This is a genomic window from Tranquillimonas rosea, from assembly GCF_900111315.1.
Taxonomy (GTDB): Bacteria; Pseudomonadota; Alphaproteobacteria; order Rhodobacterales; family Rhodobacteraceae; genus Tranquillimonas; species Tranquillimonas rosea.
The window spans coordinates 197,593-211,853 of record NZ_FOGU01000003.1 but is presented as its reverse complement, the minus strand read 5'-3'; the positions used below and the strand labels follow the sequence as shown (position 1 = coordinate 211,853).

Below are 14,261 nucleotides of genomic sequence, written 5' to 3'. Positions count from 1 at the left end.
AAGGGTTTGCCCGCTTCCATGACCATGTCCGATCCCGAGACGTCCCTGACGCCCGAGACTTCACTCACCCGGCGCCAGGCGCTGACGCTCGCGGCCGCCCTCGGCGCGACCGTGTCGGTGCGCCCGCATCTCGCCGCGGCGCAGGACGACGCGACAGCGCCCCAGCAGGCGGGAGAGCCCTTCTCGTTCGACGCGCTGACCGACCGCATGCGCGAGGCCGCCGGCACCGCGTTCGAGGCGCGGCCCGTCCCCGAGGATTACTTCCGTCCCGAAAGCTACGATGACTACCGCAAGGTACGCTTCCGTGAATCGCGCACCCGCTGGGCGCAGGACGAGGACGCGCGCTACCGGCTTCAGGCATTTCCGCTCGGCTGGCTGTTCGAACGCCCCGTGAAGCTTCATGAGGTGGTCGACGGCGAGGCGCGCGAGATGACCTTCACGACCGAGGACTTCCGCTATGCCGACGAACTGTCCGATCAGGTCGACGCGAACCACGAGCTGCCGGGTGTCGCGGGCTTCCGGCTGAACACGCCGCTGAACCGGCCCGACCATTACGACGAGCTCGTCTCGTTCCTAGGCGCCAGTTATTTCCGCGCGCTCGGCCGGCACAGCGTCTACGGCCTCAGCGCCCGCGGTGTCGCGATCGACACCGCCACCCGCCGCCCCGAGGAGTTCCCCGATTTCACCGCCTTCTGGCTGGACCGGCAGGTGAATCCCGGCGCGATGACGATCTATGCCGCGCTCGACGGGCCCAGCATCGCCGGCGCCTACCGCATCGTGATCCGCCCCGGCGCCACGACCGAGATGGACGTGACCGCGCGGCTTTTCCCGCGCACCGAGATCGGACAGCTCGGGATCGCGCCGCTGACCTCGATGTTCCTCTACTCGGCCCGCAACCGGTCGGATTTCGACGATTACCGGCCCGCGGTGCATGACAGCGACGGCCTGCTGATCGAGCGGTCCGACGGCGACATCCTGTGGCGGCCCCTGAACAACCCGCCGCGGCTGACCGGCTCGTACTTCTCCGAGACCAGCCTGCGGCGCTTCGGGCTGCACCAGCGCAGCCGCAGCTTCGAGGACTTCGAGGACGACGGCGCGCGCTACGACCGGCGGCCCTCGCTCGACGTCACGCCGCAGGGCGACTGGGGCAAAGGGGTCGTGCGCCTGATCGAGATTCCGACCGAAACCGAAGCGAACGACAACATCGTGTCCTTCTGGATTCCGGAAATTCCGGCCGCCGCCGGGGATGAGCTGGAATTCGCCTATCGCCTCAGCTGGGGGGATCTGCCCCCGGAACGGGACCAGACGTTGGCGTTCGCCGAGGCGACCCATGCCGGGGCAGGGGGCGTCGCAGGTGTCGAAAGCCCTGAAAACACTCGGAAATTCGTAATAGACTTCGTTGGTGGCATGTTGGCCGACCTGCCGCCGGAAGCCGCCGAACCGCCGCGAGCGGAAGATGACGCAGCGGCCCCGCCGGGGGAACCGGCGATCCGTCCGGTAGTTAATGCGCAAGGGGGAGAGATACGCGAGGCCACGCTCCATCGGCTGGAGGAAACCGGGGCGTGGAGACTCGCGTTCGATGTCGAAGCGCCGGCCGACGAGCTTGTGGAAATGTCGGCGCACGTCGCCGGCTTCGGGAAAAAGCTTTCCGAAGTCTGGCTCTGCCAATGGATCAATGCGTGATGCCCAAAGATCGTAGTTTCGAAGACCTCGACTTTCGACATGACACTTCGCTGGCCGATGTGGCCGCGCGGCTGGGTGAGCTGCCGCGCGCGCCCATGAAGATGCCCGACCAGACCATGCTTCGCCAGCACGAGATCGGCACCCCGCCGGTCCTCAGCCTTGCCGCGCCCCGGATGCGCGTCTGACCATGAGCACGCCGCGACCGTCCAATGCGGCCGCGATGCGCCTGGCCGCGGTGCTGGGCAGCCTCGCCTGCGCAGCCGCCGCCGTCATCCTGTACAACGTCAACAGCGGCAGCCGCGCCGGTATCATCGGCGCGCTCGCCGACCTGGCGTTGTTCGGCGCGACCTTCTGGCTGGCATGGGGCGCCGCCCAGGCGCTTCTGGGCCTGCCGCCGCGCCGGTCCGGCCATGCCGTCCCGACGCTGGCCCCAGATACCACCCCGACCGAGACCTGCGTGGTGGCGATCCCGATCTACAACGAGGATCCCGCCGACACCTTCTCGCGCATCGCGGCGATGGATTCCGCCCTCAGCGCCTATCCCGAGGGCAAGCTCTTCCAGTTCGCGATCCTGTCGGACACCACCGACCCCGAGATCGCCGAAGCCGAGGCCGAGTGGTTTCTGCGCCTTCTGTCCGACCGCAACGCCGAGGGTCGCATCTTCTACCGTCGGCGGGAGTCCAACGTCGGGCGTAAGGCCGGCAACCTGCGCGATTTCGTCGAAAGCTCGGGCGGGGCGTGGGACCATGTCCTCGTGCTCGACGCCGACAGCCTGATGGCGCCCGAGACGATGATCGAGATGCTCCGCCGGATGGAGGCCGAGCCTCGTCTCAGCCTGCTGCAGACCGTGCCGCTGGTCATCAACTCGCAAAGTCTCTTCGCCCGTGCGACCCAGTTCTCGGGCGCGCTGTTCTCGCCCGTGTTCTCCCGCGGCGTCGCCCGCATGCAGGGTGAGACGGGTCCGTTCTGGGGCCACAACGCGATGATCCGGATGCGGGCCTTCGCCGAGTGCTGTGGCCTTCCCGACCTGCCGGGCAGCCCGCCCTTCGGCGGCCCGATCCTCAGCCACGATTACGTCGAGGCCGCGCTCCTGGCCCGCGGTGGCTGGATCGTGCGGCTCGACGACGACCTCGGCGGCTCGTTCGAGGAAGGCCCGGCCAACCTCATCGCCCACGCCAAGCGCGACCGGCGCTGGTGCCAGGGCAACCTGCAGCACGCCCGCCTGATCGGCGCGCCCCGCCTGCGGCTGTGGAGCCGCTTCGTCTTCGTGCAGGGCATCCTGGCCTATGTCGCCTCGCTGTTCTGGCTGTGCTTCCTCGTCGCGACCATCGCGGCGGCGGCTTTGCCCGCGGCGACGAACTACTTCCCGCACCAGGGCTGGTCGTTCCCCGTGTTCCCCGGTCTCGAGACGACGCGCGCCCTCGAACTGGCCATCGGCGTCGCCGGCCTGCTGCTGTTGCCCAAGGCGCTGATCGTGGTCGACGCCGCCCTGCGGGGCCGCGCGCGCGGCTTCGGCGGGGCGGGGCGGGCCACGCTGTCGGCGCTGGCCGAGGTGGCGCTGGCCAGCCTCGTGGCGCCGATCCTGCTGGTCTTCACCGTGCGCGCCATCGGGCAGATTCTCGCCGGGCGCGACGGCGGCTGGCCGGCTGCCGGCCGCGACGACGGCAGCGTGCCGCTCGGCGCCGCGGCGCGGGGCTGCTGGTGGATGGTCGTCATCGGCGTCGCGCTCCTGACCTTCGCCGCGCTCGCCGCGCCGGGGCTGGTGCTGTGGCTTCTGCCGGTGGCGCTGCCGCTGATCCTGTCGCCCGTCATCATCTGGTGGACCTCGCAACCCAGCGCGGCCCTTGGCCTGTTCCGTGTTCCCCAAGAGGTCGCGCCCGCCCCCGTGACCGTGCTGCAGTCCCAGATCCTCGCCCGCTGGCAGGATCGCGACGCGCCTCCGAACGACGCCGCGCCGCCGTCGGAGCCCCTTGTTCCCGCGGGCGGCTGGAGTGCCTCGAGTGGCTGACCCCGCTGTCCGCAAGCCGCTGTCCCGCCGTGATCAGCGGCTGGACGTGTTTCGCGGCCTTGCCCTGATCACGATCTTCATCACCCACTCGCCGCCGAACGTGTTCGAGGGGCTGACGATCCGCAACTTCGGCTTCTCCGACGCGGCCGAGGGGTTCGTCCTGATGTCGGGGATCTCTGCCGGACTGGCCTATTCCCCCGGCCTGCGCGAGCGCGGCGCGAGCGCCTGGCAGACGACGCTGCGGATCTGGGCGCGGGCGCGGACGCTCTACTTCACGCACCTTCTGATCACCGTGGTGGCGCTGCTGATCGCGGCCACCTTCGCGGCGGTGTTCGCCGCGCCCGAGCTGCTGCACAAGCACGGCATCGACCTGATGTTCGAGGCGCCGGGACAGTTCCTGCTGGCGGTGCCGCTGCTGAGTCACCAGCTCGGTTACATCAACATCCTGCCGCTCTACATCGCGCTCCTGCTGGTGACGCCCGCGCTGATAGCCGCCGGGGTCAGGCGTCCCGCCTGGCTGCTGGCGGGCTCGGTCGCGCTCTGGGCGCTGGCGGGGCACTGGCGGGTCAACATCCCCGACTGGCCGAGCGAGGGGGGCTGGTTCCTCAACCCGTTCTGCTGGCAGCTGCTGTTCGTCGTGGGCCTGCTGACCGGCATCGCCATGCGCGCCAAGACCGGTCCCTGGGGGCATCTGCGCTGGCTGCGCTGGGTCGGCCTGTTCGGGCTCGTCCTGGCGCTGGCGTGGCGCGAATGGGACTGGCTCGGCGCCAGCGGCAACCACCTGCTCTGGCTCGGGCACGAGGCGGGCCTGTCGTCGCTGCTGACGTCGTTCAACAAGACGCACATCGCCGTGCCGCGGCTGCTGCATGCCTTCGCGCTGTTCGCGGTTGTCGCGGGCTTTCCCGTCTTCAAGCGCCTGTGCGAACAGCGCGGCGCCGCGCCGATCGCGCTTCTGGGGCGGCAGGCGCTGCCGGTCTTCGCGCTGTCGACGCTGCTGGGCTACACGGTGCAGGGGGTCAAGACGATCACGCCGGGCGGGCTGGTGCTCGACACGCTGCTGATCGGGGCGGGTGTGGCGCTGCTCCTTGGCTTTGCCGCCGCGAAGGAGGCGCGCGCCACCCGCACCGCCCCCAGGCCCGTCCCGGCCGACCCCGAGCCGGTGCGCGCGGCGGGCTGATCCCTCCGGCGATCAGGACAGGACCGGAGGCGTCCGCCGCATCTACCGAGCCGGGGAAATGACCGCTCCGACTTGAACCGGCACCGGCCCACGCCACGCCAAAGGCACCCGGACCGCAGCGCGGCGGCCGGCGCCCTCAGCCCACCAGCGACCGTAGCGCCACCGCGCCCACGTAGATCAGCAGGATGTTCAGGCTCTCGAAGCCGATGTTGCCGGTGCCCCGCTTCTCTCGCATCAGCAACCCGATCAGCAGGATGCCGTTCAGCACCAGCCCGATCGCCACCCAGAACAGGTCCGCCGTATCGACGTTGTGATAGAGCGAGCCCTCGCGGTAGGCCATGTCAGAGGCCACGAGGAACAGGGTATCGAAGGTGTTGCCGCCGATGATGCCGCCCACGGCCAGCTGCAGCGCGCCCCGGCGCACGGCGGCGATGGTCGTCACCAGCTCGGGCAGGGAGGTCACCGTCGCCGTCATCAGCGCGCCCACGATCGAGCCCGAGATCCCCAGCTCGTCGATGATCACCCCGGCGGTGTTGGCCAGAACCCAGCCGGTGCAGCCCAGAACCGCCATCAGGCCGGCGAATTTCAGCGCCGGGCCCTTCACGCTGCGGTTGGGCTCCTCGTCGTCCTCGGGGGCGTCCACGCGGGTCTCTTCGGTGCGGATCGGGCGCCACATCGGTTCGTCGTGGACCTTCTGCGCGGCGAACGCCCCGGCAAGGTAGACGCCGAGGATGGCGAAGGACACCGGATGCACCGCGAACACGGTGAACTCGGGCGAGGTGACCGCGACGAAGGGCAGGGTCAGCAGCAGGATCAGCAGGCCGCACTGGAACACGTTGGCCAGCTCGGCGGCAGCATGTTCGAGGTTCGCGCGCCGGTGCACCACATCGGCCAGGGCGAGGAACGCGGTCTGCGCCGCGATCCCGCCCACGCCGTTCGAGAACGCAAGGCTCGCCCGCCCGTCCAGCGCGGCCGTGATCGACACCACGCTGCCCGAAAGGGAGGTCGCCGCACCCAGCAGGATGCCGCCTGTCGTGGCCTCTCCCAGCCCGGTGCGGTCGGCGATGATGTCGGCCAGCCGGGTCATCGCGGTGCCGCCGATACCGATGACGGCGGCGCAAGCGGCGAAGATGGCCCAGATGGCGGGCATCGGCAATTCAGCGATCATGCGTGGTCCTGTCCCCTTCGAAGCACTATCTCCAACTGGCCGCCGCCGCCGGGGTTCCTGACGGCGTTCGGTTTTGGCATGCCCGTGCTCACACGGCACGACGGGAGGACGACAATGGACGATATCGTCACGGTTTCGGGCCTTGGAAAGCGCTTTGCCAGCGGCTTCACCGCGCTCCGCTCGGTCGACCTGTCTATCCGCCGGGGCGAAATCCTCGCGCTGCTGGGGCCGAACGGCGCGGGCAAGACCACGCTCATCTCGTCGATCTGCGGCCTGACCACGCCGACCTCGGGCGAGATACGGGTCGGCGGCCACGATGTCGTCCACGATTACCGCAAGGCCCGCGCGCTGGTCGGTCTGGTGCCGCAGGAGATCAACCTCGAACCCTTCGAGAAGGTCATCAACACCGTCCGCTTCTCGCGCGGGCTGTTCGGCAAGCCGCGCAACGACGCCTATATCGACGAGGTGCTGCGCAAGCTGTCGCTCTCGGACAAGCGCGAGTCCAAGGTGATCGAGCTGTCGGGCGGCATGAAGCGGCGGGTGCTGATCGCCAAGGCCCTGTCGCACGAGCCGCGCGTGCTGTTCCTCGACGAACCCACCGCCGGCGTCGATGTCGAGCTGCGCAAGGACATGTGGCGCGTGGTCCGCGCGCTGAAGGACGACGGCGTCACCGTCATCCTCACGACCCACTACATCGAAGAGGCCGAGGAGATGGCCGACCGCATCGCCGTGATCAACGACGGAGAGATCCTGCTGGTCGAGGAAAAGGCCGCCCTGATGCGCCGGATGGGCCAGAAGCAGATGATCATCGAACTGCAGGAGGACGTGACCGAGGTGCCGCCGGCGCTGGCGGGCTACGACCTGCACCGCAATGACGACGGCGACCTCGTCTACACCTACGACGCCAAGGCCGACCGCACCGGCATCACCCGACTCCTGTCCGACGTGGCCGCGGCCGGACTGACCCTGCGCGACCTCCAGACGCGCCAAAGCTCGCTCGAGGACATCTTCGTCGGCCTCGTGGGAAAGGATCCTGCATGAACCTCGAAGCCGTCCGCGCCATCTACCGTTTCGAGATGGCCCGCACCTTCCGCACGCTGCTGCAGAGCATCGTGTCGCCGGTGATATCGACCGCGCTCTATTTCGTCGTGTTCGGCGCTGCCATCGGCAGCCGGATCGAGCAGGTCGAGGGCGTCAGCTACGGCGCGTTCATCGTGCCGGGCCTCATCATGCTGAGCGTGATCGTGCAATCGGTGAACAACGCCTCGTTCGGGATCTACTTTCCCAAGTTCATCGGCACGATCTACGAGCTGCTCTCGGCCCCCGCCTCGTTCCTCGAGATCACGGCGGGCTACGTGCTGGCGGCGGCGACCAAGTCGCTCGCCATCGGGCTGATCATCCTGGCAACCTCGTTCCTGTTCGTCGACGTCACCATCGCCCATCCGTTCGCGATGATCGCCTTCCTCGTGCTGACCTGTCTCAGCTTCAGCCTGTTCGGCTTCATCATCGGCATCTGGGCGCAGAACTTCGAGCAGCTCCAGCTGGTGCCGCTGCTGGTCATCACGCCGCTGATCTTCCTCGGCGGGTCGTTCTACTCGATCTCGATGCTGCCGGAGATCTGGCAGACGATCACGCTGTTCAATCCGGTGGTCTACCTCGTCTCGGGGTTCCGCTGGGCGTTCTTCGGTATGGCGGACGTGTCGATCGGTCTCAGCCTGCTGGCGATCCTCGGTTTCACCGCGCTCTGCCTTGTGACGATCTGGTGGATCTTCCGCACCGGCTGGCGCATCCGCAGCTGACGGGCGGGGTGCAGATCGTATGCCGGATCGTGCACGCCTTGTGCACGTCCGGTGCACGGATCGCATACCGTGCCGCGCCGCCTTGTTGCGGGTCCGCGGGGCCTCTAAATGGTCAGGTATGATAAAGCACATTCCCTTCCTGCGTCCCGGCCCGAAGGTCGGCGTCATCCGGTTGCAGGGCATCATCGCCAGCGGCCCCGGTCCCGGCCGTCTCAGCGACGCGGCCCTCGCACCCCTTGTGGAAAAGGCGTTCCGGCGCGGCAAGCCCAAGGCCGTGGCGCTGGTCATCAACTCGCCGGGCGGCAGCCCGGTGCAGTCCTCTCTGATCGGCGCCCGCATCCGCCGCCTGTCGGAAGAGAAGGGGATTCCCGTTCACGCCTTCGTCGAGGACGTCGCCGCCTCGGGCGGCTACTGGCTCGCCGCCGCCGCCGACCAGATCTGGGTCGATCCGAACTCGATCGTCGGCTCCATCGGCGTCATCTCTTCCGGCTTTGGATTGAACAAGTTCATCAGTCGCCACGGCATCGAAAGGCGGGTCCACACCGCCGGCGAATCCAAGAGCATGCTGGACCCGTTCCAGCCCGAGAAGGACGAGGACGTCGCGCGCCTCAAGACCCTTCAGGGGCAGATCCACGACAGCTTCATCGACCATGTTAAATCCCGCCGCGGCGACCGGCTGGCCTCCGACCGGGATCTGTTCACCGGCGACATCTGGGTCGGCGAGCGCGCGCGCGAGATCGGGCTGGTCGATGGCGTGGCCCACGTCGTGCCGAAGATGAAAGAGCTCTTCGGCGACGAGGTGCGCTTCATCTCGTACCAGCAGAAGAAGCCGCTTCTGTCGCGCCTCGGCGCCCGCGTGGTGGGCGACGCGCTGTCCGAGTTCGAGGACCGCGCCGCCTATGCCCGGTTCGGTGTGCAGCCTTGATCGTAAAGATCGTCTTACTCTTCCTGATCGGCATGGGCGTGATGGCAATGTTCGGCCGTCTCCGCATGCCGGGTCAGAAGCAGTTGAAGTCGCTGAAATGCACGTCCTGCGGGCGTTACCGGATCGGGTCGGGCCCCTGTCCCTGCGGCAAGGCCAAGGGCTGAGCGGATGGATTTCCTGCTCGCGGGACTTGGCCTCGTCATTCTTCTGCTCGCCGGTGACGCACTGGTGCGCGGAGCGGTGAACACCTCGCTCCGGCTCGGCGTGCCGGCGCTGATCGTGTCGCTGACCATCGTCGCCTTCGGGACGTCGGCCCCGGAATTGCTGATCTCGGTCAACGCGGTGCTGGCCGACGCGCCGGGCATCGCCATCGGCAACGTCGTCGGGTCGAACACGGCGAACGTCCTTATGGTGCTGGGCGTGCCGGCGTTGATCTTCGGCTTCTGGACCGACGAGTGCGACAGCCGCAGGACCTACTGGATGATGCTGGCCGCGACCGCGCTGTTCATCGCGCTGTGCTTCTTCGCGCCGCTGACATGGTGGCACGGCCTCGTCCTGCTGGCAGGTCTGGCGGTGATGCTGGGCGACCAGTTCCGCGCCGCCCTGAACCACCGCCGCGCCGACGCCGAACGCACGGCCGAGGCTGCGTTGACGGACGATGTCGAGGACCTGGAGGGCGCGGATCCCAGCATGCGCTGGTGGAAGATCCTGATGTTTCTCGTGCTGGGACTGATTGGCCTGCCGCTTGGCGCCGACATCCTGATCGACTCCGCGACCGAGATCGCGCAGCGCTTCGGCGTCAGCGACAGCGTCATCGGCCTGACGCTGGTGGCGATCGGGACATCGCTGCCGGAACTGGCGACGACGGTGTCCGCCGCCTACCGCAAGCAGGCCGACGTGGCGCTCGGAAACGTCATCGGCTCGAACATGTTCAACCTTCTGGCCATCATCGGCATCGCGAGCCTGGTGGGCGAGATCGACGTCGATCCCGCGTTCCTGCGCTTCGACCTATGGGTCATGGCCGGCGCGTCGGTGCTGCTGGCGCCCTTCGTGCTGCTGCACTGGTCGATGGGTCGTGTCTGGGGGGGCGCCTTGACCGTACTTTATGGCGGCTACCTTTGGCTGGTTGTCGGCTGAGGAGACGAGGAATGCAGCACAGGGCACTGGTGACGGGCGGCGGAAAGCGGCTGGGACGCGCGATGGCGCTCTATCTCGCGGACCGGGGATATGATGTCGCGGTGCACTACAACGGCTCGGTCGACGCGGCCGGCGAGGTGGCCGAGGAAATCCGCGGCAAGGGCCGCCGGGCCGACGCCGTCCAGGCCGACCTGCTGGATGCCGGACAGACCGAGACGCTGGTGCCGCGCGCCTCCGAGGCGCTTGGCGGGCCGTTGACCCTGTTGGTGAACAACGCCTCGATCTTCGAGCACGACAGGCTGGACACCGCCACGCTCGAAAGCTGGGACAGGCACATGGCCTCGAACCTGCGCGCGCCGCTGTTCCTGACCCAGGCCTTTGCCGCCCAGGCCCCCGTGGCCGAGCAGGACGAGATGGACGAACCGCGCGCCGTCGCGCTGGTCATCAACATGATCGACCAGCGGGTGCGCAAGCTGACGCCGGAGTTCACGACCTACACGCTGGCCAAGGCGGGCCTCTGGACGTTGACCCGGACCGCCGCGCAGGCGCTGGCGCCTCATGTCCGGGTCAACGGGATCGGGCCGGGACCGACGCTGCAGGGGGCGCGGCAGTCGGAGTCGCACTTCGACAGCCAGCGCGCGGCGACGATAATGTCGCGCGGATCGAACCCCGCGGACATCACCGGCGCGCTGGGATACTTCATCGACGCCCCGGCGGTCACGGGCCAGCTTCTGTGCGTCGATGGCGGGCAGCATCTGGCCTGGCGAACCCCGGACGTCGTGGGCGTCGAATAGCAGCTTCGGCCGCGACCCTAGGTAAGTTATGCACGTCGGGCCGGGAGGCGCCGTGTATAGCCGGAAAAATACGTGAAAATTCAATGTATTGCGTCAACTACCATAAAAATAACATTGAAAATCAATGGGTTGGATATGCGCCCAAAAAGTATGCAATTCGTTGAATCCGCCCGATTACAAAGGAAAATCGGCACTTGTCGAGAAATTGTCCCGCGACTTATCCACACATTTGGTGGAGATGTTTGCCCTTGCCCCCACTGCCGCTTCTTGGCAGCCGCATGACAGAATCGTAAATAACCCGCGATGACCGACCAGGCCCTCACCGGCTATGCCTGTATCCAGAGCTACCTGAAGACGCTCGACGCCTCGCCGGGCGTGTACCGCATGCTCGATGCGATGGGCGCGGTGCTGTATGTCGGCAAGGCGCGGAACCTGCGCGCGCGGGTGTCGAACTATGCCCGCCCCTCCGGCCACAGCCCCCGGATCGCCCGCATGATCGAGGACACCGCCTCGATGATGTTCCTGACGACCCGCACAGAGACCGAGGCGCTGCTGCTCGAGCAGAACCTGATCAAGCAGCTCAAGCCGCGCTACAACGTGCTGGCGCGCGACGACAAGTCGTTCCCGAACATCCTCGTCGCCAAGGATCATGGTTTTCCCCAGATCAAGAAGCACCGCGGCGCCAAGAAGGAGAAGGGCGCCTATTACGGCCCCTTCGCCAGCGCGGGCGCCGTGAACCGGACGCTGAACCAGCTGCAGAAGGTGTTCCTTCTGCGCAATTGCACCGACTCCACCTTCGAGACCCGGACGCGGCCTTGCCTGCTGTACCAGATCAAGCGCTGCAGCGCGCCCTGCGTCGGCTATATCGGGGAAGAGGAATATGCCGGCCTCGTGGCGGATGCCGAACGCTTCCTGCAGGGCAAGACGACCAAGGTGCAGGGCGAGCTGGCCAAGCAGATGGCCGAGGCGAGCGAGGCGATGGAATTCGAGCGCGCGGCGGCCCTGCGCGATCGTATCCGCGCCCTGACGCAGGTGCAGTCCGCGCAGGGCATCAACCCCAAGGGCGTGGCCGAGGCCGACGTGATCGCGCTCCACATGGAGTCGGGCCAGGCCTGCGTGCAAGTGTTCTTCATCCGCGCCAACCAGAACTGGGGCAACCGCGACTACTATCCCCGCACCGGCTCGGGCGCGGGAGCCGAAGAGGTGCTGCAGGCCTTCATCGGCCAGTTCTACATCGACAAGGACCCGCCCAGGCTGCTCCTGCTGTCAAACGGAATCGAGGATCCCGATCTCGTCACCGAGGTCCTGTCCGAAAAGGCGGGCCGCAAGGTCGAGCTGCACGTCCCCCAGCGTGGCGAGAAGGCCGAGCTGGTGGCCAGCGCCACCCGCAACGCACGGGAGAGCCTGGCGCGCAAGATGGCCGAGACCGCGACCCAGTCGAAGCTCTTGAAGGGACTGGCCGAGGCGTTCGACCTGGACACGGTGCCGCAGCGGATCGAGGTGTTCGACAACAGCCACATCCAGGGCACGAACGCCGTCGGCGCGATGATCGTGGCCGGGCCCGAGGGCATGATCAAGAGCCAGTACCGCAAGTTCAACATCCGCGGCGACGACCTGACGCCGGGCGACGACTTCGGCATGATGAAAGAGGTTCTGACCCGCCGCTTCCAGCGCCTCCTGAAAGAGGACCCGGACCGCGACAAGGGCATGTGGCCCGACCTGCTGCTGATCGACGGCGGCGCGGGGCAGGTGAGCGCCGTGCATGGCATCATGGCCGAGATGGGGGTTGAGGACATCGCAATGGTGGGCGTGGCCAAGGGCATCGACCGCGACGCCGGCAAGGAAGAGTTCCACCGCCCCGGCCAGCGGCCCTTCGCCCTGCCGCACAACGACCCGGTCCTCTACTTCATCCAGCGCCTGCGGGACGAGGCCCACCGCTTTGCCATCGGCACCCACCGCGCCAAGCGCGCCAAGAGCGTCAGCGCGACGCCTCTCGACGAGGTGCCGGGCGTCGGCGCCACGCGGAAACGGGCGCTCTTGTCGCATTTCGGCTCGGCCAAGGCGGTCAGCCGGGCGAATCTCGCCGACCTGCGGGCCGTCGACGGCATCAGCGAGGGGCTGGCCGAGACGATCTACGACTTCTTCCACCCGAAGGGCTGAGCCCGTCACCGAAGTGTCGCAGCTGCGAAACACGCCTGTCACCGGGCGCGCTCAAATGTCCGCGGGACAATACCGTGGAGAATGCAGATGATACCCGTTCGGCTTTGGTCCCCCCTCGCTCTCGCCCTGGTGCCGCTGGCGCTCGCGGCACAGGAAAGCGGCCCGCAGCGCTTCACCGCCACGCTCGCGCAGCATGCCGTCCTGCCGGCGCAATCATTCGTGCCAGCGCCGGCGGATGCGCCGCCGATGTTCGGCATGTCCGGCCGTTTCACCGCCGACGAGCGGGTCGAGGACCTCTACGCGATCCACGATCCCGCGACGGGCCTGTCGCGGCCGTTTCCGGGACAACCGCTGCAGGGCTTCTCCGGCATCCGCAGCCTCGGGGGCGACCGCTTCCTCGTGCTGACGGACAACGGGTTCGGCGCCAAGGCGAACTCGGCCGACGCGCTCCTGATGTTTCACGAGATGCGCGCCGACTGGGCGGCGGGCCGCATGATCCCCGAACGGACGGTGTTCCTCTCCGATCCCGACCGGAAGGTGCCCTTCCCGATCACGAACGAGGCCACCGTGCAGCGTTATCTTACCGGCGCCGATTTCGACACCGAATCGATCCAGCCCGTCGGCGACGGCTACTGGATCGGCGACGAGTTCGGCCCGTGGCTGATCGAGGTCGACGGTACGGGCTTCGTGCGGCAGGTCGTGCCCACCGAACCCGGCGGCAGCCTGATCCGCTCGTCCGACAACCCCGCCGTCGCGACGCCCAATCCCGGCACGGCGCTTCCGAGCGAGGTGCGGGCGATGCGCTCCGGCGGCTACGAGGGGATGGCCCTGTCCGAGGACGGCCGGACGCTCTATCCCTTGCTGGAAAAGCCGCTCTGGAACCCCGGAGAGGGCGCGCCCATGACGATCGACGGGACGCCGGTCCTGCCGATGTTCACCTTCACGCCCGAGGATGCGGCCTGGGGGGACGAGACACGCTACTACCCGCTCGAGGCGGCGGATCACGCGATCGGCGATTTCAACCTGATCGGCGGCACCCGGGGTCTCGTGATCGAGCGCGACGGCGGGCAGGGCACGGCCGCCTTCTCCGACGATCCTGCCGCGTTCAAGCGCATCTACCTCGTCGATCTCGGCCGCACGGGCGCGAACGGCGTGCTCGAGAAGATCGCCTATATCGACCTTCTCGACATCGCCGATCCCGACGGTTTGGCAGACAGCACCACCGACGGGACCTTCACCTTCCCCTTCGTGACGATCGAAAATGTCGACCGGGTCGACGCGGACACGATCGTCGTGGCGAACGACAACAACTATCCCTTCTCGGTCGGACGCCGGGCCGGACGGGCCGACGACAACGAGTTCATCCTCCTCGAAGTCGCCGATCTCCTCGCCGCGGAGTGAAAAATCGTG

General features: G+C 67.7%; 13 protein-coding genes. 12 read left to right on the top strand and 1 reads right to left on the bottom strand.

Features of this window, described 5'->3' with window-relative positions:
- Positions 1 to 18: 18 nt before the first annotated feature.
- From BMZ25_RS06135 to BMZ25_RS06120, 4 genes are read left to right on the top strand one after another with little or no spacing between them, the layout of a single operon-like run.
- Positions 19 to 1,683 (top strand): OpgD/OpgG family glucan biosynthesis protein, encoded by a 1,665-nt coding sequence (locus tag BMZ25_RS06135; protein WP_328586835.1) that lies wholly within the window; start codon positions 19 to 21, stop codon positions 1,681 to 1,683.
- Positions 1,683 to 1,868, top strand: coding sequence for a hypothetical protein (locus BMZ25_RS06130; RefSeq protein WP_092690208.1), 186 nt, complete (start codon positions 1,683 to 1,685; stop codon positions 1,866 to 1,868). Before BMZ25_RS06135 ends, BMZ25_RS06130 begins: the two co-directional genes overlap by 1 nt.
- A 2-nt stretch (positions 1,869 to 1,870) precedes the next feature.
- Entirely contained in the window at positions 1,871 to 3,691 is a 1,821-nt protein-coding gene (gene mdoH / locus BMZ25_RS06125) for a glucans biosynthesis glucosyltransferase MdoH (RefSeq protein WP_092690203.1), read from the top strand.
- Positions 3,684 to 4,868, top strand: coding sequence for an OpgC family protein (locus BMZ25_RS06120; protein WP_092690201.1), 1,185 nt, complete (start codon positions 3,684 to 3,686; stop codon positions 4,866 to 4,868). The genes mdoH and BMZ25_RS06120 overlap by 8 nt, the downstream gene beginning before the upstream one ends.
- A gap of 136 nt (positions 4,869 to 5,004) precedes the next feature.
- Here the strand turns inward: BMZ25_RS06120 and BMZ25_RS06115 are convergent, their stop codons facing one another.
- On the bottom strand, positions 5,005 to 6,036 hold the full coding sequence (locus BMZ25_RS06115; protein ID WP_092690198.1) for a sodium:calcium antiporter: 1,032 nt from the start codon (positions 6,034 to 6,036) through the stop codon (positions 5,005 to 5,007).
- 114 nt (positions 6,037 to 6,150) lie between these two features.
- On the opposite strand from BMZ25_RS06115, the gene BMZ25_RS06110 reads away from it, so the two are divergent.
- The 8 genes from BMZ25_RS06110 to BMZ25_RS06080 all read left to right on the top strand — a co-directional run bounded on the left by BMZ25_RS06110 (position 6,151) and on the right by BMZ25_RS06080 (position 14,252).
- Positions 6,151 to 7,077 (top strand): ABC transporter ATP-binding protein, encoded by a 927-nt coding sequence (locus BMZ25_RS06110; RefSeq protein ID WP_092690195.1) that lies wholly within the window; start codon positions 6,151 to 6,153, stop codon positions 7,075 to 7,077.
- The gene (locus BMZ25_RS06105; protein WP_092690191.1) at positions 7,074 to 7,835 is read left to right on the top strand and encodes an ABC transporter permease; all 762 of its coding nucleotides are present in this window, start codon (positions 7,074 to 7,076) and stop codon (positions 7,833 to 7,835) included. Before BMZ25_RS06110 ends, BMZ25_RS06105 begins: the two co-directional genes overlap by 4 nt.
- Before the next feature lie 118 nt (positions 7,836 to 7,953).
- The gene (locus BMZ25_RS06100; protein ID WP_092690184.1) at positions 7,954 to 8,760 is read left to right on the top strand and encodes a S49 family peptidase; all 807 of its coding nucleotides are present in this window, start codon (positions 7,954 to 7,956) and stop codon (positions 8,758 to 8,760) included.
- On the top strand, positions 8,757 to 8,924 hold the full coding sequence (locus BMZ25_RS20755) for a hypothetical protein (RefSeq protein ID WP_177190401.1): 168 nt from the start codon (positions 8,757 to 8,759) through the stop codon (positions 8,922 to 8,924). The genes BMZ25_RS06100 and BMZ25_RS20755 overlap by 4 nt, the downstream gene beginning before the upstream one ends.
- Positions 8,925 to 8,928: 4 nt before the next feature.
- Positions 8,929 to 9,897: a calcium/sodium antiporter gene (locus tag BMZ25_RS06095; RefSeq protein WP_092690181.1), complete on the top strand. Its 969-nt coding sequence runs from the start codon at positions 8,929 to 8,931 to the stop codon at positions 9,895 to 9,897.
- Between the two features lie 11 nt (positions 9,898 to 9,908).
- Positions 9,909 to 10,691 (top strand): SDR family oxidoreductase, encoded by a 783-nt coding sequence (locus BMZ25_RS06090; protein WP_092690178.1) that lies wholly within the window; start codon positions 9,909 to 9,911, stop codon positions 10,689 to 10,691.
- 303 nt (positions 10,692 to 10,994) lie between these two features.
- Positions 10,995 to 12,851: an excinuclease ABC subunit UvrC gene (gene uvrC / locus BMZ25_RS06085; RefSeq protein WP_092690175.1), complete on the top strand. Its 1,857-nt coding sequence runs from the start codon at positions 10,995 to 10,997 to the stop codon at positions 12,849 to 12,851.
- An 87-nt stretch (positions 12,852 to 12,938) separates the two neighbouring features.
- Positions 12,939 to 14,252, top strand: a complete 1,314-nt coding sequence (locus tag BMZ25_RS06080) for an esterase-like activity of phytase family protein (RefSeq protein ID WP_218142514.1) — start codon at positions 12,939 to 12,941, stop codon at positions 14,250 to 14,252.
- Positions 14,253 to 14,261: the final 9 nt, after the last annotated feature.

Bases quoted from the DNA above. Each gene is read 5' to 3' on its own strand.
- BMZ25_RS06080 (WP_218142514.1), top strand. From the start codon at position 12,939: ATGATACCCGTTCGGCTTTGGTCCCCCCTCGCTCTCGCCCTGGTGCCG.
- BMZ25_RS06090 (WP_092690178.1), top strand. From the start codon at position 9,909: ATGCAGCACAGGGCACTGGTGACGGGCGGCGGAAAGCGGCTGGGACGC.
- BMZ25_RS06100 (WP_092690184.1), top strand. From the start codon at position 7,954: ATGATAAAGCACATTCCCTTCCTGCGTCCCGGCCCGAAGGTCGGCGTC.
- BMZ25_RS06130 (WP_092690208.1), top strand. From the start codon at position 1,683: ATGCCCAAAGATCGTAGTTTCGAAGACCTCGACTTTCGACATGACACT.
- BMZ25_RS06095 (WP_092690181.1), top strand. From the start codon at position 8,929: ATGGATTTCCTGCTCGCGGGACTTGGCCTCGTCATTCTTCTGCTCGCC.
- uvrC (WP_092690175.1), top strand. From the start codon at position 10,995: ATGACCGACCAGGCCCTCACCGGCTATGCCTGTATCCAGAGCTACCTG.
- BMZ25_RS06110 (WP_092690195.1), top strand. From the start codon at position 6,151: ATGGACGATATCGTCACGGTTTCGGGCCTTGGAAAGCGCTTTGCCAGC.
- mdoH (WP_092690203.1), top strand. From the start codon at position 1,871: ATGAGCACGCCGCGACCGTCCAATGCGGCCGCGATGCGCCTGGCCGCG.
- BMZ25_RS06135 (WP_328586835.1), top strand. From the start codon at position 19: ATGACCATGTCCGATCCCGAGACGTCCCTGACGCCCGAGACTTCACTC.
- BMZ25_RS06105 (WP_092690191.1), top strand. From the start codon at position 7,074: ATGAACCTCGAAGCCGTCCGCGCCATCTACCGTTTCGAGATGGCCCGC.
- BMZ25_RS06115 (WP_092690198.1), bottom strand. From the start codon at position 6,036: ATGATCGCTGAATTGCCGATGCCCGCCATCTGGGCCATCTTCGCCGCT.